Source organism: Planctellipticum variicoloris (assembly GCF_030622045.1).
Taxonomy (GTDB): domain Bacteria; phylum Planctomycetota; class Planctomycetia; order Planctomycetales; family Planctomycetaceae; genus Planctellipticum; species Planctellipticum variicoloris.
On record NZ_CP130886.1, the window covers coordinates 92,709 to 112,461 of the forward strand.

Sequence of the window (19,753 nt, forward strand, 5' to 3'; positions counted from 1 at the left end):
AAAGGATTGGAGCCATGATGTCAGACTGGCGGACAAATCAAGGCGGTGGAACGGCCGTTCTCGAACGGCGGTCCGCACCGGCGGAACGGTCCTGGAGTGCGGTTGTTGAGGAGGAGATCTGGTCGTCGGTTGACGAGATCGACGTCGCCGCCTGGGAACAGGTGCGAGATCCGAGCGACCTGTTTCTGGATCTGCGGCTGCTGCAGGCGGTCGAAACCAGCATGGCGGCCACCTGCCGGTTCCGGTATGTCCTGTACCGGGACGCCGCGGGCGAACCGGCGGCGATCGCCGTCCTTTGCACATTCACCATCGATATCGGCGTGCTGGCCGATGATGCCTGGTCGCGCTGGGCGCTCCGCGGTCTGCGCCGGATTTCGCGGAAGCTGGTCGACTACCGCATTCTCTTCTGCGGTCTGCCGCTGTCGGCCTGTCAGAGCAGCCTCCGCTTTGCTCCCGGAGCCGACAGCCAGATCATTCTGCAGCGGCTGGACGTCGCGCTGCGTCGCTTTGCGAAGCAGGACCGGGCGAGCGTCATCGTTCTGAAGGAATTCGCCGACGAGGAACTGCCGCCGCTGAAGCCGCTCGAAACGCTGGGCTATCGCAAAGCCGACAGCCTGCCGACACACCTGGTCGCGCTGCACAGCGATTCGTTCGACGGTTTCCTGAAGGATATGAACAGCAAGCGGCGGGCGAACGTCCGGATGTCGCTGAAGAAGTTCGCCGGTAAGGGGGTCGAGTTTGTCACGACGTCCGATTATGCGACGATCGAGCGGCTGTTTACGCCGGAGACGTATCGGCTCTACGAAGAGGTGCTCGGCCGTTCGGAGACGAAGCTCGAACATCTGCCGCAGGAGCTCTTTCTGGAGATGGCCCGGCAATTGCCGGATTGCTGCGAGTTCACGTTTGCCGTTGAGGGCGAGCGCGTGATTGCGTTCTGCATCTCCCTCTGGAACGATCACGAGTACCGGGGGCTGTTCATCGGCTACGACGCTTCCCGCAATCAGGACCTCGATCTGTACTTCAATCTGGCGTTCCGGACCATTGCCGAAGCGGCCTTTCATCGGTCGGCGGTCGTCGAGATCGGCCAGAACTCCTCCTACTTCAAGCGGACGAAGCTGGGCGCCGTTCAGTCGCGCCGTTCGCTCTACGTCCGCGGAGGCAATGCCGTCATGAACGGGGTGATCGGGTTGCTGTTCAAACAGCTCTTTCCGCCCAGACCGCTGGATGGCGCGGGGGAGGGGCAATAACGCTTCTGCGGCGTTGGCGAACTGTTGTGCGATCCGGCCGGCTGACGTTGCTCCCCGGTCGCGTATTTTTCCGACCGTAACACTTCAAAGTCTGGACTTGTTGGCGTGCCGTTGAGAATTGCGCGTTCGCCGACGCCAGTTACGCCGATGATTCAGCGGATCACGTTGTGTTTTCGAGGTGGCGCGCGTGATGACGAATCCGCACCTGTTTCGCGACCTGCAGACGAGTTTGGACCGAACATGAACGGCGATTCGGATTTGACGCCAAGCTCCAGTCTGGCCGTTCACGAACGGTCCAGTTCGCAAGGTTCCACCGGTCGTCCCGGAACCGAGCCGGCAACCGGGCAATTCGCCGGTGCAGGCGCACGGTCACCCCAGTCGGTCTTCGAAGAAATCTGGTCGTCGGTGGCGGAGATCGAGGTCGCTGCGTGGGAGCAGGTCCGTCCCGCCTCCGACATCTTTCTGGACCTCCGGCTGCTGCGGGCTGTCGAAACCAGCATGGGGTCGACATGCCGGTTTCGCTACGTCCTCTACCGCAACGCGGCCTCCGAGCCGGTGGCCATCGCCGTGTTCTGCACGTTTACGATCGATATCGGAGTCCTGGCCGATGACGACTGGTCGCGGTGGGCGCTGGGACTGTGCCGGCGGATTTCGCGCTGGCTGGTGGATTACCGCATCGCGTTCTGCGGCCTGCCGTTGTCCGCGTGTCAGAGCAGCCTGCGTTTCGTTCCGGGAGCTGACACGACTGCCATCCTGGGGAAGCTCGATCAGACGCTGCGTCGGCTGGCTCGCAAAGACGGCGCCAGCATTCTCGTCTTCAAAGAATTCGCCGACGACGAGCTTCCGCCGCTGGAGGCGCTGATGCCTCTCGGATATCGGCGGGCCGACAGCCTGCCGACGCACGTGCTGGCGTTGCAGAGCACCACGTTCGACGGCTACCTGCAGGATGTCGGCAAGAAGAAGCGGCACCACATCCGCCAGTCGATGAAGAAGTTCGCCGAGAGCGGGATTCAGGTGGTGACGACGTCCGATCTGGCCACGATCGAGCGGCTCTTCACGCCGGAAGTGCATCAGTTGTATGAAGCGGTGTTGAACCGTTCGAAGACGCAGCTTGAACGCCTGCCGCGCGCCTTCTTCCTGGAAATGGCCCGTCAGTTGCCGGACTGCAGCGAGTTCCAGTTCGCACTGGAGAGCGACCGCGTCGTGGGCTTCTGCATTTCCGTCCGGGCCGGGCACGAATATCGGCCGCTGTTTGTCGGCTTCGACTACGAGCGCAATCGGGACGTTGATCTCTATTTCAATCTGCTGTTCCGGACGATTGCCGACGGCGCGGGGCATGGCGCGGCGATTGTGGAACTGGGGCAGAATTCCGACTACTTGAAACGGACGAAACTGGGTTGTCTGCAGGCCCGCCGGTCGATCTTTGTCCGCGGTCGCAACGCCCTGATGAACGGGGTGATCGGGCTGTTGTTCAAACAACTGTTCCCGCCCCGTCCGTTGCACGGTGAAGGGCAGGGGGAATAGCTCCGGGCGGGGCTACTCGCCTTTGGCCCTGGCGATTGCAAAGTCGACCAGCTCCTGGCAGTGGAAGAAGCCCTCCCAGAAATTGTGCCCCTGGCCCCGGGCGATGATGAGCTGCACGGAGTCTTTCGCGCCGGCGGCCTCGTAGCGCGCCAGCAGCTCCGCCGAGTTCTCTTTGAGCGGCACGACCTTGTCGTCGTCGCCGTGAATGATGCAGATCGGGACTCGCGCTTTGATCAGTCCGCCAATCCGCTCGATCGGATTGAGCTCCGTCAGCCGGTCCTGCAATTCGGCGGGCGTCACGCCATAGGCCGGGGCCGCCTTCTCCAGACCGGGGTACGTGCGGAAATCGAAGACCGGATAGATCCCTGCGATGCCGGCGACCTTGTCGGGGTTGGCCGCCGCCCAACTCGTGACCCACAGGCCGCCCCGGCTGCGGCCCAGCAGACAGGGCTTTGCGGCAAAGCCGCGATTCCTCGTCAGCTCGTTATAGAGCGAGGTGAACAGCATCTGGCTGCGCGGACTGCCATAGGCCTCGTCGACGTCGATCCCCGCGACCGCCACGCCGGCGGCCAGGAACTTTTCGTGCATCCATTTCTCGTGGGAGTCGGGATATCCCGGCAGCGTGGGACCATACATGATCCACGGTTGCGGCGTCCGGCGCAGTTCTTTGGCTGGCCACAGAATGAAGGCGGGCCGACCTTCGACGCGGAAGGCTTCACCGGGAAGAATCAGCTTCTTGATGGCCAGGGACGCCGGATCCTGATTGCCGGAGTCCTGCGCCAGAACCGGGGCCGACGCGAAAACGAGAGCGATTGCCAGACAGTGTCGCATGGGAGATTCCTGGTGCGGAGATTGGTCCGGGTATCGTGGCAGACGGCGTTCTGTCGGTCAATCGGCCGCATGTTGCCGACTTCATTGAAGTCCGTTGTCAGTCCTGCGACGCCATGGATCATGGCTGCTTGAGTTTCCGCAGGCTGTCCTCCTGCCGAAACGGCAGATCGACATTGACCTCACTTCGCTCGATCACGAGAATCCCGCGGTTCACCGACGCGGAGCGGCGGCCCGGTTCCTGTGAGGCGGAAGGAGACGCACGATGTCCAATCAAGCCGGGTTGCAGAGCGGAGTCAGTCGGTCGCCGCTGGGTTCGGCGGCGACGCTCGACGGTCCTACGCACCCGATTCGCCGGACTGGATTGCGATCGGCGGTCAAAGGTATGACGGCCTGGCTGGATCGAGTGCTTTATCCGGGCTTTGGCTGCAACTGGGACGACGAACGATTCCGTGCGGCGATTCTTGAGCATGTCTGCGCGGAGACGGACTGCCTGGACTACGGAGCGGGACGGGGAAACGTCCGACAGATGAATTTTCGCGGGATCGCCCGCCGCGTGGCCGGGATCGATCCGGAACCCGAGGTGCATGACAATCCGCATCTCGATGAATCCGGCCTGCTCGATCTGCAGACCGGCCGCATCCCCTATCCGGATGCCGCGTTTGACCTGGTTTTCGCGGACAACGTGATGGAGCACGTCGAGGATCCGGACCAGGTGTTCTGCGAAATTCAGCGCGTTCTGAGGCCGGGCGGAAGATTCCTCGCCAAGACGCCCAACAAGTGGCATTACATGCCGACGATAGCGCGATCGACGCCGACCTGGTTCCACCGGTTCTACAACCGGCTGCGCGGACGGGACGTCGTCGATACGTTTCCGACGACCTATCAATGCAATACGCGGGCCGCGGTGGTGAAGTCGGCCGCGGTCGCCGGTCTGGTCGTCCGCAACGTGCAGTTCATCGAGGGGCGGCCGGAGTATCTGCGAATCACGCCGCCGACCTACGTGTGCGGATGGCTCTACGAGCGGCTGGTGAATTCCTCGCGAGTGTTCGAGGGCTTCCGCTGCGTGATGATCTTTGAACTGCAAAAGCCCCCGTCGACTTGAACTCCTGGACATCCCGTTTGGCAGTCGCGGGCGCCCGCGAAAACATCGGGGGATCGAGACCCGGCCGTCGATCCCCCCCCGCATAGCGCCAGATTTCGAGCCGCCCGGATGCCCCCCGTCGCGCGGCGGCGCTTCCTGCAATTTCTTCCGGGTCCTTTGATCGAGAGATCGGGATCGATCACGTAAACCGGTGCATGTCGCACGACACGCTTCCGGCGGCGTGCAGGTAGGACGTTGTCACGTAGTCCATGACCATGCGGTCGGAATTGAACCGCCAGCCCAGAGTGCTGACGGAGCGCTTCATCCGCTGAATCCAAAGCCGCGGCAGGTCGTCGTGGTCGCGGTCGTAAAACAGCGGAATCACTTCGTTCTGCAGCGTTTTCATCAGATCGTTTGCGTCCCGGTCGTCCAGGATCTCCTGATTTGTGTGCGTTCGCCCGGTGCCGATGGCGAAGCCGTTCTGCCCGTCATAAGCCTCGGCCCACCATCCGTCGAGGATCGAGCAGTTCAGGCCGCCGTTGAGGACGACCTTCTCGCCGCTCGTCCCGGAAGCCTCCAGCGGACGGCGGGGATTATTCAGCCAGACGTCGACTCCTTGGACCAGGTAGCGGGCCAGGTTGATGTCGTAGTCTTCCAGCAGCACGATCTTGCCGCGGAACTCCGGCTCCTGCGCCAGGTGATAGATCCGCTGCAGAATCGCCTTGCCGTTTTCGTCTGCGGGGTGAGACTTGCCGGCGAAAACGAGCTGCACCGGATGCTTTGCGTCGGACACGATCCGCTTCAACAGCTCGATATCCCGCAGGACGAGGTCGGCCCGCTTGTACGGCGCGAATCGTCGGGCGAAGCCGATTGTCAGCGTCGTGGGGCTCAGGCAGCTCTGGATCGATGAGACCTGGTCGGCGTTCCAGCCGAGTCGTCGCGCCCGGCGGGTCATCCGATCGCGAGCGAACGCGATCAGCCGACTCTTCAGCGACTGGTGGGTTTCCCACAATTCGCCGTCGGCGATGCTGCCGAAGTCCTGCCAGACGGCCTGCTCGCCGGAGCGGACGTGCCAGCCGGGAGGGAGGGTCCGGTCGTAGAGCTGGCGCATCTGCGGCGCGAGCCAGCTTCCCAGGTGGACGCCGTTGGTGATGTGGCCGATGGGAATTTCTTCTTCCGCCCGCCAGGGCCACAGGCTGGCCCACATCCGGCGGCTGACCACGCCGTGCAGGTTGGACACGGCGTTGGCCCGACGGCTGCACTTGAAGGCGAGGACCGTCATGCAGAAGGGTTCGTGATGGTTATTGGGATCGATCCGGCCGAGCCCCATCAGGCCGCCGGCGCCGATTCCCATCTGGTCTCCCAGAGGGCCGAGGTGTTCGTCGATCAAGTCCCAGTCGAAGCGGTCGTGGCCCGCGGGAACGGGAGTGTGCGTGGTGAAGACGCACATGGCGGCGGTTTCGCGGAGTGCTTCATCGAACGAATAGCCGTCCTCCTGCATCCTCAAGCGGATGAATTCGAGCGGCGCGAAGGCGGAGTGTCCCTCGTTCATGTGAACGCAGTGCGGGCTGTAGCCGAGCGCCGTCAGCAGCCGGACGCCGCCGATGCCCAGGATGATTTCCTGGCGGATCCGGGTGCGCGAGTCGCCGCCGTAGAGTCGCGCGGTCAGCTTGCGATCTTCGATCGAGTTCTGCTCGATGTTGACGTCGAGCAGGAACAGCTTGACCCGGCCGACGTCGACCTGCCAGGCCTGCGCGTAGATGGGGCCGTGGCGGGTATCGACGCTGACGACGACCGGTTCGTCATTGGCCAGCCGGACCAGCCGAATGGGGAGCTTGTCCTTGGAAACCTGCGCGTAGACCTCGCGCTGCCAGCCGTCCTGATCGATGAGCTGAGAAAAATAGCCTTCGTGATAGAACAGTCCCACTGCGACGAGCGGGACGCCCAGGTCCGAAGCGCTCTTCAGGTGATCGCCCGCCAGAACGCCAAGACCCCCCGAATAGTTCGGCAACGACTCGTGGACGCCGAATTCCGCTGAGAAGTAGGCGACCGGCCGATGTCCGAGGACACCGGCGTGCTTGCCGGCCCAGGTATCGCGGGACTCCATGTACTCCTGCCAGCGACGATAGGCGAAATTGACCCGAGAATGCAGAACGGTTTCGCGAGCGCGGTCCTCGAGCTGCTGGGGCGTGTACTCGTCGAGCAGCAACACGGGATTGTGATCGAGCTGCACCCATCGCAGCGGATCCAGATCTCGAAAGATGGCGGTGACTTCGGGCTGCCAGCTCCACCAGTAATTGCGCGCCAACGCCCAGAGTTTGTCGTGCAACGCCAGGTTCTGCGTAGTCATGAAACGTACTTTCCGTGCGGAAGCCGACCGATCTCACCCGATGTCGAACCAGGAGAATTTGACGAGCAGTATAGGTCGATTGTCGAAGAGGGTCGAGACTGCCTGCCGAGCGTGCAGTCGGCGCGCCGTCGAACGACCACTCTCGCTCACTGACGTACTGTCCGACTCGGTGAACGAACCGAACTCCGTCGGAAAGACGATCCCGACCTCGTCGGATCATCTTTCTGCGTCTGCAGTTACCGTCAGATCGGAGAATCGCGACTGGAGCTCTGCCGCAACTGCCTGCGCCGTTGGCCGGTCCCCCGTCCGTTCCGCCAGTCGCTCCGCCGAGCGCAGTGCCTGTGCAGCGAGTGCGCGGTGCGGCGTCCCGCTCAGACCCGTTCGCAGAGCGCAGGCCAGGGCATGGGACGGATCGCCGGTCTGTTCGTACGCGTCGGCGAGCAGCAGGTAGGCTCCGGCCCGGGCCGCGCGGGGCAGATCGTCCAGTTGGCGCTCCCAATGCCGGACGGCGTTCACGCTGATATCCGATCGGTGCGCCCGCAATCGCCAGAGCTGGAGCTGCGCGTGCCGCTGCAGCGGCAGATTCCCCGATGACGCCAGCTCGCGCAGCGTCGCCTGCGACTGATCCCCGAATGGCGGACGGGCCAGCAGCACGCTGGCGCCCAGCAGGCGGGCCACGTCGTTCTTTGACTGCAGCCAGGTCAGCGCTCGCGCCGCCAGTGCACTTTCGGGGGGGGCCTCGTTCCAGACGAGCGGCGCCAGCGAAAAGTACGGCGTCTGCGGGTCGCTGGCGGTGATCATCAGAAACCGCTCCGCCGCGGCCAGATGATCGCCGCGATAGAGGGCGCACTGGACCAGCAGCGACAGAATCTCCCGCCGGACCCAGTCGCGGGATTCATTCTCGTAGGCCGCTTCCAGCAGTTTCTGGGCGGCGGCAACGTCGCCTGCGCGCAGGAGCTTCCGACCTTCGGCGTGGGCGGGGAGATAGTTCGTCGAGATCTCGATCACATCCTCGACAGGGAGCCGATGGACGTTGGAGCGATCCCGCGACTGAATGACCAGCTCCCGGCCATTGTAGTCGATCACGGTTCCGGTATGACTGACGCGTCCGACGCCAGAGGGGCCGCGCAAAGTGACGCGATCCTCGCCGCGGACGGGTCCTGCTGAGAAAGCCAGACCGATCAGGAGCAGAATCCTCAGCGATGTCGAACGGCCGCTCATCGTCCCTGCCGAATGAGGTCAATCGCGAGGAACTCTCTACTTCTTCTTTTTCTTCTTGGGAGCGTCGTCTTCGTCGTCGAGCAGGTCGGTGCCGGAGTCCAGCAGATCCGTATCGGACAGCGTGGCGTCCGAAAGGCTGCCCGAATCTTCGAAGATATCTGCATTCGCATCGCTGGCTTCGTACGCTGCGGTTTCTGCAGAGTCGCCGTCTTCTTCAACTTCAATGGCATCCAACTCGCCGAAATCCTCGTCCTCGACGGCGGCCGCGTCTTCCACCGAATCGCCGCGTTTCGAGGTGGCCTTGGAGGACTTGCTGCGACTCGGCATCAGGCACATGACCGGCAGTCCGATCGTGGCGACTACGCCGCAGGCCGCCGTCACGCCGAGGATGCCCATCAGCGTCGTCGACAGGTTTTCCGACTGAGTGACAATCATCATCGCCACCAGGTAGGTGAGGAACGCAGCCGGAAGTGCGGCGACGAGCGATGTCAGAAACAGTTGTACGCGACCCACGGCGGGATCCCTCGTCTGGGAGAATCATTCCGATTGAACCGCGACGGCGGGCAGCAGTCGCCTGCGGGCCGGCGCGGTTTTCCTGACCGGAAAAGTTGCGGGTGAACCATCCATCGTAGGGAGGAAATCCCCCCGCTGACAAGATCGTCTCCCCGCAGCGGCCTTCACGACGGGAATCGTCGTCGGGAAAAAGGGATTGTGCCGCCGGACTTACGAATATGGCGACCCTGCCGGTCCGGTTGCGGAAAACGCCCGGGCGGACGACGATTCCCGGCAGAATTTCCCTGTTCCTGCGAGGTGTGCCCTGATGTCCTCCGGCTCCCGATCGGGTCCAACTCTCTTCGATGCACTCAATGCCCGCATCGTGGCCTGCCACCGCTGCCCACGGCTGCGAACGTACTGCCAGGCCGTCGCCCGGGAGAAACGCCGGGCGTTCAGCGACTGGGACTACTGGGGGCGGCCGGTCCCGAATTTCGGCGACCCGAACGCCCGGCTGCTGATCGTTGGCCTCGCCCCGGCGGCGCATGGCGCCAACCGGACAGGGAGGATGTTCACCGGCGACCGCAGCGGCGACTGGCTGTATCGGGCGCTGCACAAGGCGGGCTTCGCCAGCCAGCCGACGTCCACCCGCTCCGACGACGGCCTGACGTTGCGGGACGCAGCCATCACGGCGGCCTGCCACTGTGCTCCTCCCGACAACAAGCCGTTGCCGGACGAGCTGACGGCCTGCGCCGGCTGGCTCCACAAGACGATCGCCGAGCTGCCGGTTCGCGTCCTGCTGGCCCTCGGCCAGATCGCCTGGCGGGCGATTTTTCTCTGGGCGCGCGAGGCCGGCCAATGGGACGGGGCTCTCCCGAAATTCTCGCACGGCGCCGAAGTTCGATTGCGCGATGGTCGGCCGGTGCTTGGCAGCTACCACCCCAGTCAGCAGAACACTTTTACGGGCCGGCTGACCGAGCCGATGTTCGACGCCGTCTTCGCCCGCGCCCGCGCAGAACTCGATTCGCAGCGAGGCTGATGGCCGGTCGTCACTTCAGGATGTCGACGGCGTGGAGGACTTCGCGTCCGTGCCTCCGAAGCGTGTTGAGCAGATCATGCAGATCCTGCAGCGTGGTCAGCGGATTGATCAGCGTCACCCGCAATGCACCGACGCCGTCGAGTTTGACCGGCGCCAGATAGAAATCGCCCGACTCGATCACCTGCCGGCGGAGGGCGAGCTGAAAATCGCCGACTTCCGCCGGGCCGGCGCCGGCCAGTTCGACGGGGAGATAACGGAACGCCAGGATATTGCACTGGGGCTCGTGAAGGGGCGTGAAGTCAGGCTGCTCGGTGAGCAGTTGATGCAATTTCCGAGTCAGATCGAATGTCAGGTCCACGAGATCGGCAAACAGACCGGGGCCGAAAACCGACCACGCCCCCCACAACCCCAGAGCCGCGGCCCGTTTCGTGCATTCCAGCGTCTGCAGCCCGAGATCGAAGTCCGCGCCCCCGGGGGCTGCCGGGTCGAACAGGTACGGAGCACTCTGGCGAAACGCGTCAAAGCGATGCTCCGCCTTGCGATAGAACACAAACGCGCACAGGGCCGGAACGAACAGCATCTTGTGGGCGTCCCAGACGACGCTGTCGGCCTGATCGATCCCGACCAGCAGACTTCGATGACGGTCGCTGAAGAGCGCCCCGCCGCCGTGGGCCGCGTCGACGTGCAGCCAGACATTCCAGCGCCGGCAGACCTCGGCGATTTCAGGCAGAGGGTCGAAGGCCCCGATCGGCGTGGCGCAGCAGCTCGCAGCCACCGCGATCACCGGTCGCCCGTCGTCCCGAAGCCGACGAAGCAGGGTGTCGAGCCGCACCGGATCCATGCGCCGCCGGGAATCCAGTTCCGCCTTGACGACCTGTTCGGTCCCCAGGCCAAGCACGCCCGCGGCGCGTGCAATGGAATAGTGCGAATCCGCCCCCGTGACGAGGACCGGATTCCCGGCCGTCGCCAGTCCCTGCTCCCAGGCCCGCGGCAGAGCCACATTGCGCGCCGTCAGCAGCGCGGTCAGGTTGGCGAGCGACCCGCCGTGTGTTGCGAAGCCGGCGAACGTCCCGGCCGGCCAGCCGATTCGCATGCCGAGCTGCTCGACCAGCACTTTCTCAACGGCGGTGACAAAGGGCCCCATTTCGTAGACTGCCATGACCTGATTCGAGATCGCTCCCAGCGCATCGAACAATCCGGCCAGCGGAATCGACGCCGGCACCTGATGCCCGACGTAGCGCGGATGATGCAGGTTCTGTCCGTGGGCCAGTACCAGCCGAGCCAGTTCTTCGAATCGGTCCGGGATCTCTGCGAGCGGGCCGGCGGGCGCCGCAAGCGTCTCTCCGGCAGCCGCCAGATTCTCGGCCGGCGGTCGCCAGTTGAGGACCGGACCCTCACGGTTCTGAACCGATTCCAGATGCCGTCCCAGCAGCTCCATCAACCGGGAACCGGCGGACACCAGGATTGCGGGATCGTACGCCGGGGAGATCCGACGGCGAATCTCCGCCTGTCGGTCTGCAGATAAGTTAGCAGGTTGCATCGAGGGCTCGTTTCACGCCTGACGTTTCACAGGGGCGATTGAACATGCGTTGACGCCCGGCCGCCATTTCGCATCGACTTTCTCCCGCGCTCTATCCGTCAAGCGCGGCGACTCCCATCGGAACGGCTGTGAGTCTGGGAAATCTGTGCGAGGTTGGTTCCGGTCAGTGATCGCCGATCGACGGCATCGGGGCATCGGCCGCGGGTTGAACTCCAGTCGAGCCGGCATTGTATCCGATGCAATCGGCACAGTCCGTAAGGTTGCGCTCACTTCAGGTCAGGGGGTCATCAATGACTCGGCACACATCTGCTTTCACGCGGCGTATTGTCCGCTGGATTCCCCGGAGTTTTTTGCTGGGGACGGTTGTCGTCGGCGGAACGCTGTCGTTGAGCGAGGTTGCGCTCGCCAAAGGAGGGCTGTCGTCACTGTTCGGCAAGGCTCAGCCGGCGACCGACGCTCAGCCGGTCGATTCCGTTCTGGAGATCCGCAAACTGCTGGCGGAAGCCCGATTTGCAGCGACGCAGCGGGACTACTCGACCGCGATTCGCCAGGCCGAGCGGGCGCAGAAGCTGGCTGAAGGTTCGGCAGCCACGATCCGCTCTGCCCCCGACTGTTCGCCAGCCCAGATTGCGACGGTCCTGCAGCAGTATCGCCAGGCTCGCGCCGGGAAGGATGTTCGGCTGTCTCTGAATCCTGCGTCCAATGCGGTTCAGCCAGTCAAACCGGCGTCGAAAGCGAACCTGTCGACCGTTCGTCCCCCGACGACGTCCTCCGCACGCCCCGCCGTGGAAACAAAATCCGGAAAGACGGGCGCTCCCGTCGAAAAACTGCTCGGCGAACGCAGTCGCCCTGCGGCGGCGGCGACCACAACGCCACCGGCAATCGCGCAGGCCGTTCCGCGTCCGACGCCAAAGAACATCACAGAATTTCGACCCACGCCGATCGCGTCCCGCACTCGACCTTCCGCCGTCGAGATCCGGAAACGTCCCGACGAACCGCAGGCCTCGCGGTCGTCGTTCTTCGACGAATCGCTGATTCGTACGAGTGCAGCGCGGCAGTCCACTCCGCCGCAGCCGCCGGATCTTCACAAAGCCGCCGGCGTCCCGGACCAGCCGACCACGGAAGTCGCGGCGGAAGTCGAAGCCATGGATTCCGGCTCGCTGATGGCCAGTCAGGCTGCGGCTTCAACGACTTCGGGAATCGACCCCGCGCTGACAGAACGACTGCTCAAGCCGCTGAGCGGCATGCGCGTCCGCATTCAGGAACCGGCGTTTACGCCGTCCGCCCCCGCTGAGGATGAGGTCGCGGCACCTGCGGACGACGTCGTTGCGCTGGCCGCCGAATCCATCGACATGGTGGGGACCGGCGAGGAACTGGCGGCTGCTGAACCGGAGATTCAGGCTCCGCTGGTTGCAGCCGAGGTCGAAGTCGAGTCACCGCCGCCGAAGGAAGCAACCAGCGAGGTTGAATCGATAGAGACGCTGGCGCCGATTTACGAGGTGCAGACGGCCGAGGCCGTTGCCGAGGCCGAGCCGACCTTCGAGCAGGTTTCCGACCAGCAGCCGGCCGAGGACGCCCAGTCGACCGAAACATTCCGGTCGTCATCGGGCGTGCGTTACCTGGAGTGGTCGCCGGTCGTCGAACCGCAGTCGCAGCCGGTCATTTCGGCCGAGGTGACGGTGGAAGAGCCGCGGCAGATCGATGCGGAAGCCGGCGCGCCGTTCGGCGAGCTGGCGTTCGAAAGCGAGGAGACCGCGGGCGTCGAGCAGGCGGGATTCCGGGGACGCGACGAATGGTCCTCGACGGGCAGGGGAGAGGCTGCGTCACGCAGGCCCGTCGAGGACGAAGCCACGGGACCGTTCGTGGTCTTTCGGGAACCGGCGACGGGAGCGGCTACAGCCTGGGAAGTCGCCCCTCCTCCACCGGCCGAAATCGCTGTCGCCGCGACCGGCGGAACGAATCGTCAGCCCGGCCTGACCCGAGAGACGGTGTGGTGGTTCTCGGCGGCGGGCATTCTGCTCGCGATTCTGGGGCTCAGCGCGTGGCTCCCGCGTCGGCAGTAGTCTTTGCACGCAGCAAGCGGAATCAGGACACGTCGATGACCAGGAGCGTCCGGTCGTCGGCGGGGGGCAGACCCTCAGTGAAGTCGTGGATCTCGCGGAGAATCCGGTCGCGCGTTTGAGTCGCCGTGCCGGTGCAGTCCTGCAGGATGGCATCCAGGCGCTCCGTGCCGAACATCTGTCCGTGACCGTTCCCCGCTTCCACGATTCCGTCGGTATACAGCACCAGTCGATCGCCCGGCAGCAGGTCGACAGTTCTGACCGGGAACGTCCAGTCGGGGGCGATTCCCAGCGGCAAGGTGTTGGCCTCGTCGAGGCTGAGTACTTCCGGCTGGCCGCAATGCCGCAGGCGGGGCGGGTTGTGCCCTGCTGAAGCGTACTTCAGCCGCCGGGTTGCGGGATCGAACTCGGCATAGAACGCCGTCACGAACCGTCCGGAGTCTCGCGTGTAGCGTCGGGTCAGGTGATGGTTGAGATGCTCCAGCAGGACTCCCGGGGGAGTCGGCGCCCCGGGCAGCGTATGGGCGATGCAATGGGTCACCGCCATCACGACCGCGGCCGGCGTTCCGTGTCCGCTGACGTCGGCGATCAGCAGTCCCCAGCGACCTTCCGGCAGCGCGAAGAAGTCATAGTAGTCGCCGCCAGCCCGCTGCGACGTCTGATAGTGAGCGGCCAGTTCCATTCCGGGGATGGTCGGGAGCGACGTCGGCAGCAGCGAGCGCTGAATATCCGCCACCACACGCAGCTCGTCGTCGACCATCCGATACGCGGCGTCGCGCTGCTCGGCGAGGACCAGATTGCTGGTGGCTCGCCCGAAGAGATTGGCCATCCAGACCCGCTCGGGAAGTTCGTCGAGTCGAAACGCATCGGGCTCCCGGCGCAACAGGACGACCATATTCAGTGAAACGCCCTCGTCGAACAGCGGAATGGCCAGAAGCGATCGCATTTCCCCCAGAAACTCGGCCGCGGGATCGTCGCTGCTGATCCGCAGATCGCTGATGATCTGCGGTTCGTCGCTGTAGATCAGATCGGCGAGCAGTCCGCCGGCGACGATCGGCAGCCGGCTTTGATCCATCCAGGGATTGATGTCTTCATTCCAGCCGCTGAAGCGGGTGATCCTGACCTGCGGATTGACCAGGCCGCGACGGCTGAGTCCCAGCCGTGCATCCATGGGCATCATGGACTGCATCCGCCGGACGTAAGCGCCAACCATCTTCTGCGGGTCGGTCTGCAGACTCATTTCCCGCATGGTTTCCAGTACGTGCTGGAGGCGGGTTCGGACTTCGGCCGGTCGATTCGAGCCGTCGTCCTGCGCTTCGGATTCCACAAATTCCCGGTCCACTGCGACTCTCCCGTCATCCATTCCGGATGAAACTGGTCTCTCCGAGGCGACGGACTCGACAGACCTGCGCGCATTGCGCCACTGGAAGGACGGTCCTCGCAGAGCTACGGAGTCACCTCCAGCACCCAGCAGAAGAGTCCCTTCGCGAGGTGCATCCGGTTATCCGCCTGCTGGAAGACGATGCTCTGCGGGCCGTCGATCACTTCATCGGTGACCTCGCGGCCTCGCTTCGCCGGGAGGCAGTGCATGAAGCGGGCGGTTCTGGGGGCCAGCCGCATCACCTGCGCATTGACCTGAAACGGCCCCAGCACCTGCTGTCGCTCTCCATCCTCGGCCTCCTGGCCCATGCTGGTCCAGACGTCCGTATAGACGATCGACGCGTCCTTCAAGGCGTCTTTGAGATCGGAGGTCTGTTCAATCTCGGCCTTGGGGCAGCGCAGCCGCAGTTTGACCAGAAAGTCGTCCGGCAGGCGATAGTCATTGGGGGTGCAGACGGTCATCGGGACCTCGAGCATCGCACAGGCCGTGGCGAGCGACGCCGCGACGTTGTTCCCGTCCCCCACAAACACGAATTTACGGCCGCGGATCTCGCCAAAGGCTTCCTGCATCGTGAACAGGTCGGTCAGCGCCTGGCAGGGATGACGCAGATCGGACAGGCCGTTGATCACGGAAGTTCCGGAGAAGGCGACGAAGTCGTCGATGAGCTGCTGCGAAAACGTTCGCAGCACGATGACATCGCTGTAGCCCCCCAGCACCCGGGCCACGTCGCGGATCGCTTCTCGACCGCCGAGTCCCGCGTCTTTCGCCGGCAGAAAGATGCTGCTGCCGCCAAGCTGCATCATCGCCGCTTCGAAGCTGACCCGCGTGCGCAGCGAGGGCTTTTCGAAGACCTGCGTCAGAACCCGGCCGGCGAGCAGCGGCGGACGCTGCCCGTTCTCCAGCCCGACCTTCAACACGCGTGCGAGCGAAAAAATGGCGTCGACGTCCTCGCGTCGCAGTTCCAGTAACGAGTTCAGATGCCGCATAAACCGCCTCGACCGGGAAGCGGGTACGGGTATCGGGATTCGGGTCTCGCAGAGCGACGCGAAGCAGTTCCGCCCAGTTCTGCGAGACCCGATACCCGAGGCCCGATACCCGATTCTCCCCCCTTTGAAAAAAACGGCGGAGGGCAGACGTTCCGCCTGCCCCTCCGTTTGAAACTCAGTGAAATCCCGCCGCTCCGCGGCGGGCGATCATGCCTCTTGAGCCAGCTCCCGAATTGCCTGGCAGACGACTTCCGCCCCTTCATCGACCTCTTCTGCGGTAATGTTCAACGGCGGGAGCAGCCGGACCACGGTGTCGTGCGTGACGTTGATGAGCACACCCCGTTCCATACATCGACCGACGGCCGCCGTCGCCGGCACCGAGAGTTCGACCCCGATCATCATGCCGCGAACCCGAACATCTTGAATGATCGGCAGTTCTTCCCGCAGGGCTGCAAAGTGCCCGCGGAACCGCTCTCCCATCTGCCGGGCGTTCTCCAGCAGATTGTCTTCTTCAATCGTCCGCACAGTCGCCAGACCGGCCGCCATCGCCAGCGGGTTCCCCCCGAACGTACTGGCGTGCATTCCGGGCTTCAGGCTCGGGGCGATGTGGTCCCGGCAGACGAAGGCGCCGCAGGCCACCCCCGCCGCGAGCCCCTTGGCCAGCGTCATGATGTCCGGCTGCACGCCGGACTGCTGATAGCCGAACCAGTTCCCGGTCCGTCCCATTCCGGTCTGGACCTCGTCAAAGATCAGCAGCAGTTCCCGCTCATCGCAGATCTTGCGGAGTCCGCGCAGATAGTCGTCGTCCGGGATGTTTACGCCCCCCTCGCCCTGGATCGGCTCCAGCAGGATTGCGCACGTCTCGTCGTCAATCAGCTCTGCCACGGCATCGAGATCATTGAACGGAGCGTAGCGGAATCCCGGAAGGAGCGGGCCGAGTCCTTCGTGATACTTGGGCTGCGCCGTCGCCGTCACTGCCCCGAACGTCCGGCCATGAAAGCCGTTTGTGAAAGTGATGATTTTGTACCGGCCGCGCCCCGCGTGCAGGCGGGCCAGCTTCATCGCCCCTTCGTTGGCCTCGGCGCCGCTGTTGGCGAAGAAAACCTTGCCGAAGCTGCGCGTGCAGATCGCTTCGGCGAACTCACCCTGCGACTCGGTGTACCAGGTGTTCGGGACGTGGATCAGGCTGGCGGCCTGCTCCTGAATGGCCCGGACCACCCGCGGCGGACAGTGCCCGAGAATGTTGCAGCCCCAGCCCGGAAACAGATCCAGGTAACGCCGGCCTTCCGCGTCCCATACGCTCGTCCCCTCGCCGCGGACGATGCAGACGGGATACCGGCGATAGTTCGGGATCACGTACTTGTTGAACAGCTCGATCGTTTCCTGGCTGCTGCGTGAACTGACGGCGGACATGGCGATTCGCTCCGGCGGGTGCGGTCAGACAACAAACGACTGCGGAGAGAGAGCATTGCCGTGAGGCGGTTCGGGTCCGCCTTTCGACTAACGCACAATTTCCGTGCCGATCCCCTGGTTCGAGTAGATTTCCAGCAGCACGGAGTGCGGAATCCGCGCATCGATAATGTGCACCTTGCCCACCCCCGCTTCCAGGGCTTCCAGGGCGGCTTCGACCTTGGGCACCATTCCTGCGTCGATAATGCCGTCGCGAATCAGCTCGCGGCAACGGGCGGCATTCAGATGTGACTGCAGCGTCGAAGGATCTTTGCGATCCAGGAAAATCCCGGGAACATCGCTCAGAAACACGAGTTTCTCCGCCTGGATCATGCGGGCGACTGCCGCCGCCGCCGTGTCCGCGTTGACGTTCAGCTTGCCTCCCTGCTCGTCGAGGGCGACGGATGGGAGGACGGGGATCCGGCCTTCCCGGCACGTCATCAGCAGCAGGTCCCGATCGATATCGGTCACTTCGCCCACCCGTCCCAGATCCAGCGGCGCACCGTCGGACCCGGGGAGCATCAGTTTCCGGCCCTTGAGGCAGTTGAGAGTGTCGAAGTGCAGGCCGACCGCATCTCCTCCCTGTCGGATGATTTCGTCGACCAGCGACTGGCAGATGTCTCCCGCCAGAACCTTCGCGACGATTTCCAGCGTGGCGTCGTCGGTGTACCGCCGGCCCTGCACGAAGCGGGGCTCAATGCCGGCGCCGGCCATCGCGGCGTTGATCGCCTTGCCGCCGCCGTGGACCAGGATCGGCCGCATGCCGACCGCTTCCATAAAGATGACGTCAGTGAGGAAGGCGCGGACCGCCTCCTGCTCCTCCATGACGCTCCCTCCCAGTTTGATGACTACGTGCCGACCGCGAAACCGCCGGATCCAGTTGAGGGCTTCCAGCAGGACATCGGCCTTGCGAACGGCGTCGTTATCGAAGTGGGGGAGCGGGCTCACCGCAAAGTCTCTCCAGAAAAGGGGAAACGACTATTGTAGATCGAGGAGGATACGAGCGTCAATTCGGCCGGAACATGTTTCGCCGAAACGAGTTGCTGTCGACGTTGTACGATTGTGGTGGGATCGGGGGAGTGGAAGTGGCGGATTCGCGACGGCGAGCTTCAGCCGTTCCTGCAGCACGTTTCCCTCCCAGTCGCTCCGGACTTACAGTCGGACGAATGGAATGAGCCGGTCTGAGTCGCCATGTTTCTGCAACTGAGGGCAGGACTCGGAAGTTGGGCTCCGATTCCAATTGTCTGCAGGCCGCTGGCATCGCGGTCGAAAACCGGAGCAAGACGCCCGCGCGACTGGCGAAAAACTTGTCGGTCAGTTCCGACTGATCGCCGACTCAAAAGAGAAAAGGTGCCGCATTCGCTAAGGAACGCGCCACCTCGTGGGAATCGGATTGTGTCAAACCCCGGGGCGATTCCCGGTTGCGTGTGACTTGTCTGGGGGAGTTGGCATGACTCCCCCAGACTCAGCCTCACGTTCCCGGTCCTGCCACTTTTCCGACAGACCAGGCTGTCGGCTCAGGGCCGGGGTTCTCCTGCCGATGTCAAATTGTCCGTTCGTTGCGATTCCACCGCGAGGCAGCCCCGTGGCTTTCGAAGGCTTCCGGAGACCCGCCGGTTGCGGCCGGCGGTCCCCGGAGCGTTCACATCAGTTGCGGGTCAGACCCCGTCGTTGAAATCAGTTGCAGCAGGCGGCAGCCGGAGCGGCACAGGTCGGAGCAGCAGCCGGAGCACAGCAGGTCGGCGCGGCGGCCGGAGCACAGCAGGTCGGCGCGGCCGGGGCGCAGCAGCTCGTCTTGTGGCAGCAGCCGAGCTTCGGCAGCTTGATCTTGCAGCAGGCGCTCTTGAACCCGCAGCAGGCCTTCTTCACGCGTTCGCCGCAGCAGCGAACCTTCTTAGGCTTGCAGCAGTGCGTCGTCGGAGCGCAGCAGGACGGAGCGACCGGAGCACAGCAGCTCGGGGCAGCGGCGGGAGCACAGGCCGGGGCCGCAGCGACCGGAGCGCAGCAGCTCGGGGCGGCAGCGGCGGGAGCGCAGCAGCTCGGCGCGGGAGCGCAGCAGCCGCCATGACGGTGGAACAGGCCGGCGTCGGCGCTGTTGATGCTGGCGAAACAAACCAGCGCGGCGGTAATCCATGCAAACTTCATCTCAAAATCTCCTACACAGCAAAGCCGAGGGAACGTGAGGCCTCTCCCGTAATCTTCACGCCGAACACCTTGTTCGGGTGACTGGGAGAGTCCAACCCAGACACGAGTTTCGCAAGACACTAATATTTTCGGCTTAGGCAGGGAGAAACGTCCGGGAAAGGGGCGTAATTTGCGGGATTCAGGTTGAGGGGTTGCGACCGAGAGGGTTGTTGCGAATGCATCGGCATCGTGTCGGCTGGATGACACCCGTCGCGAAATCTGGTCATTTCTGCTCAAGTCGTGGACCCCGTTGGCGTGGGTCGGCAGCATCCGACAACCGCACCCGGACGTGAGCTGGACGATTGGGGTGTTTCTGCGGTCCCGCAACTGGGGTTCGCAGAGTCCGTCCGGGAATTCGGCGCGTTCCC

General features: G+C 64.1%; 15 protein-coding genes. 5 read left to right on the top strand and 10 right to left on the bottom strand.

Annotation, left to right across the window (positions count from 1 at the left end; genetic code table 11):
• The first annotated feature begins 14 nt into the window (after positions 1 to 14).
• Both SH412_RS00380 and SH412_RS00385 read left to right on the top strand, forming a co-directional pair.
• Positions 15 to 1,247, top strand: a complete 1,233-nt coding sequence (locus tag SH412_RS00380; protein ID WP_336521517.1) for a GNAT family N-acetyltransferase — start codon at positions 15 to 17, stop codon at positions 1,245 to 1,247.
• Between the two features lie 240 nt (positions 1,248 to 1,487).
• Positions 1,488 to 2,771, top strand: coding sequence for a GNAT family N-acetyltransferase (locus SH412_RS00385; protein WP_336521518.1), 1,284 nt, complete (start codon positions 1,488 to 1,490; stop codon positions 2,769 to 2,771).
• A gap of 12 nt (positions 2,772 to 2,783) precedes the next feature.
• Here the strand turns inward: SH412_RS00385 and SH412_RS00390 are convergent, their stop codons facing one another.
• On the bottom strand, positions 2,784 to 3,602 hold the full coding sequence (locus SH412_RS00390) for an alpha/beta hydrolase family protein (protein WP_336521519.1): 819 nt from the start codon (positions 3,600 to 3,602) through the stop codon (positions 2,784 to 2,786).
• 262 nt (positions 3,603 to 3,864) lie between these two features.
• Here SH412_RS00390 and SH412_RS00395 point away from each other — a divergent pair, with 262 nt between their 5' ends.
• Positions 3,865 to 4,704, top strand: a complete 840-nt coding sequence (locus SH412_RS00395; protein WP_336521520.1) for a class I SAM-dependent methyltransferase — start codon at positions 3,865 to 3,867, stop codon at positions 4,702 to 4,704.
• Positions 4,705 to 4,882: 178 nt separating this feature from the next.
• Here the strand turns inward: SH412_RS00395 and glgP are convergent, their stop codons facing one another.
• From glgP to SH412_RS00410, 3 genes are all read right to left on the bottom strand, one after another.
• Positions 4,883 to 7,033 carry an alpha-glucan family phosphorylase gene (glgP, locus tag SH412_RS00400; protein WP_336521521.1) on the bottom strand — a complete coding sequence of 717 codons (2,151 nt, stop codon included), beginning with the start codon at positions 7,031 to 7,033 and terminating at the stop codon, positions 4,883 to 4,885.
• Between the two features lie 216 nt (positions 7,034 to 7,249).
• Positions 7,250 to 8,254, bottom strand: a complete 1,005-nt coding sequence (locus SH412_RS00405) for a tetratricopeptide repeat protein (RefSeq protein WP_336521522.1) — start codon at positions 8,252 to 8,254, stop codon at positions 7,250 to 7,252.
• 36 nt (positions 8,255 to 8,290) lie between these two features.
• Positions 8,291 to 8,767 carry a hypothetical protein gene (locus SH412_RS00410; RefSeq protein ID WP_336521523.1) on the bottom strand — a complete coding sequence of 159 codons (477 nt, stop codon included), beginning with the start codon at positions 8,765 to 8,767 and terminating at the stop codon, positions 8,291 to 8,293.
• A 307-nt stretch (positions 8,768 to 9,074) separates the two neighbouring features.
• Between SH412_RS00410 and SH412_RS00415 the strand changes: the two genes are divergently transcribed.
• On the top strand, positions 9,075 to 9,785 hold the full coding sequence (locus tag SH412_RS00415) for a uracil-DNA glycosylase (protein ID WP_336521524.1): 711 nt from the start codon (positions 9,075 to 9,077) through the stop codon (positions 9,783 to 9,785).
• Between the two features lie 10 nt (positions 9,786 to 9,795).
• Here the strand turns inward: SH412_RS00415 and SH412_RS00420 are convergent, their stop codons facing one another.
• On the bottom strand, positions 9,796 to 11,325 hold the full coding sequence (locus tag SH412_RS00420) for a pyridoxal phosphate-dependent decarboxylase family protein (RefSeq protein ID WP_336521525.1): 1,530 nt from the start codon (positions 11,323 to 11,325) through the stop codon (positions 9,796 to 9,798).
• A gap of 290 nt (positions 11,326 to 11,615) precedes the next feature.
• Between SH412_RS00420 and SH412_RS00425 the strand changes: the two genes are divergently transcribed.
• The gene (locus SH412_RS00425) at positions 11,616 to 13,388 is read left to right on the top strand and encodes a hypothetical protein (RefSeq protein WP_336521526.1); all 1,773 of its coding nucleotides are present in this window, start codon (positions 11,616 to 11,618) and stop codon (positions 13,386 to 13,388) included.
• 22 nt (positions 13,389 to 13,410) lie between these two features.
• On the opposite strand, the gene SH412_RS00430 is transcribed toward SH412_RS00425, so the two are convergent.
• The 5 genes from SH412_RS00430 to SH412_RS00450 form a co-directional block, all read right to left on the bottom strand.
• Positions 13,411 to 14,727, bottom strand: coding sequence for a PP2C family protein-serine/threonine phosphatase (locus SH412_RS00430; RefSeq protein WP_336521527.1), 1,317 nt, complete (start codon positions 14,725 to 14,727; stop codon positions 13,411 to 13,413).
• A 104-nt stretch (positions 14,728 to 14,831) separates the two neighbouring features.
• The gene (gene argF, locus SH412_RS00435; RefSeq protein WP_336521528.1) at positions 14,832 to 15,752 is read right to left on the bottom strand and encodes an ornithine carbamoyltransferase; all 921 of its coding nucleotides are present in this window, start codon (positions 15,750 to 15,752) and stop codon (positions 14,832 to 14,834) included.
• 207 nt (positions 15,753 to 15,959) lie between these two features.
• Positions 15,960 to 17,165: an aspartate aminotransferase family protein gene (locus SH412_RS00440; RefSeq protein WP_336521529.1), complete on the bottom strand. Its 1,206-nt coding sequence runs from the start codon at positions 17,163 to 17,165 to the stop codon at positions 15,960 to 15,962.
• Between the two features lie 87 nt (positions 17,166 to 17,252).
• Positions 17,253 to 18,149, bottom strand: a complete 897-nt coding sequence (gene argB, locus SH412_RS00445; protein ID WP_336521530.1) for an acetylglutamate kinase — start codon at positions 18,147 to 18,149, stop codon at positions 17,253 to 17,255.
• Positions 18,150 to 18,878: 729 nt separating this feature from the next.
• Complete coding sequence (locus SH412_RS00450) at positions 18,879 to 19,346, bottom strand: hypothetical protein (protein ID WP_336521531.1); 468 nt, start codon at positions 19,344 to 19,346, stop codon at positions 18,879 to 18,881.
• Positions 19,347 to 19,753: the final 407 nt, after the last annotated feature.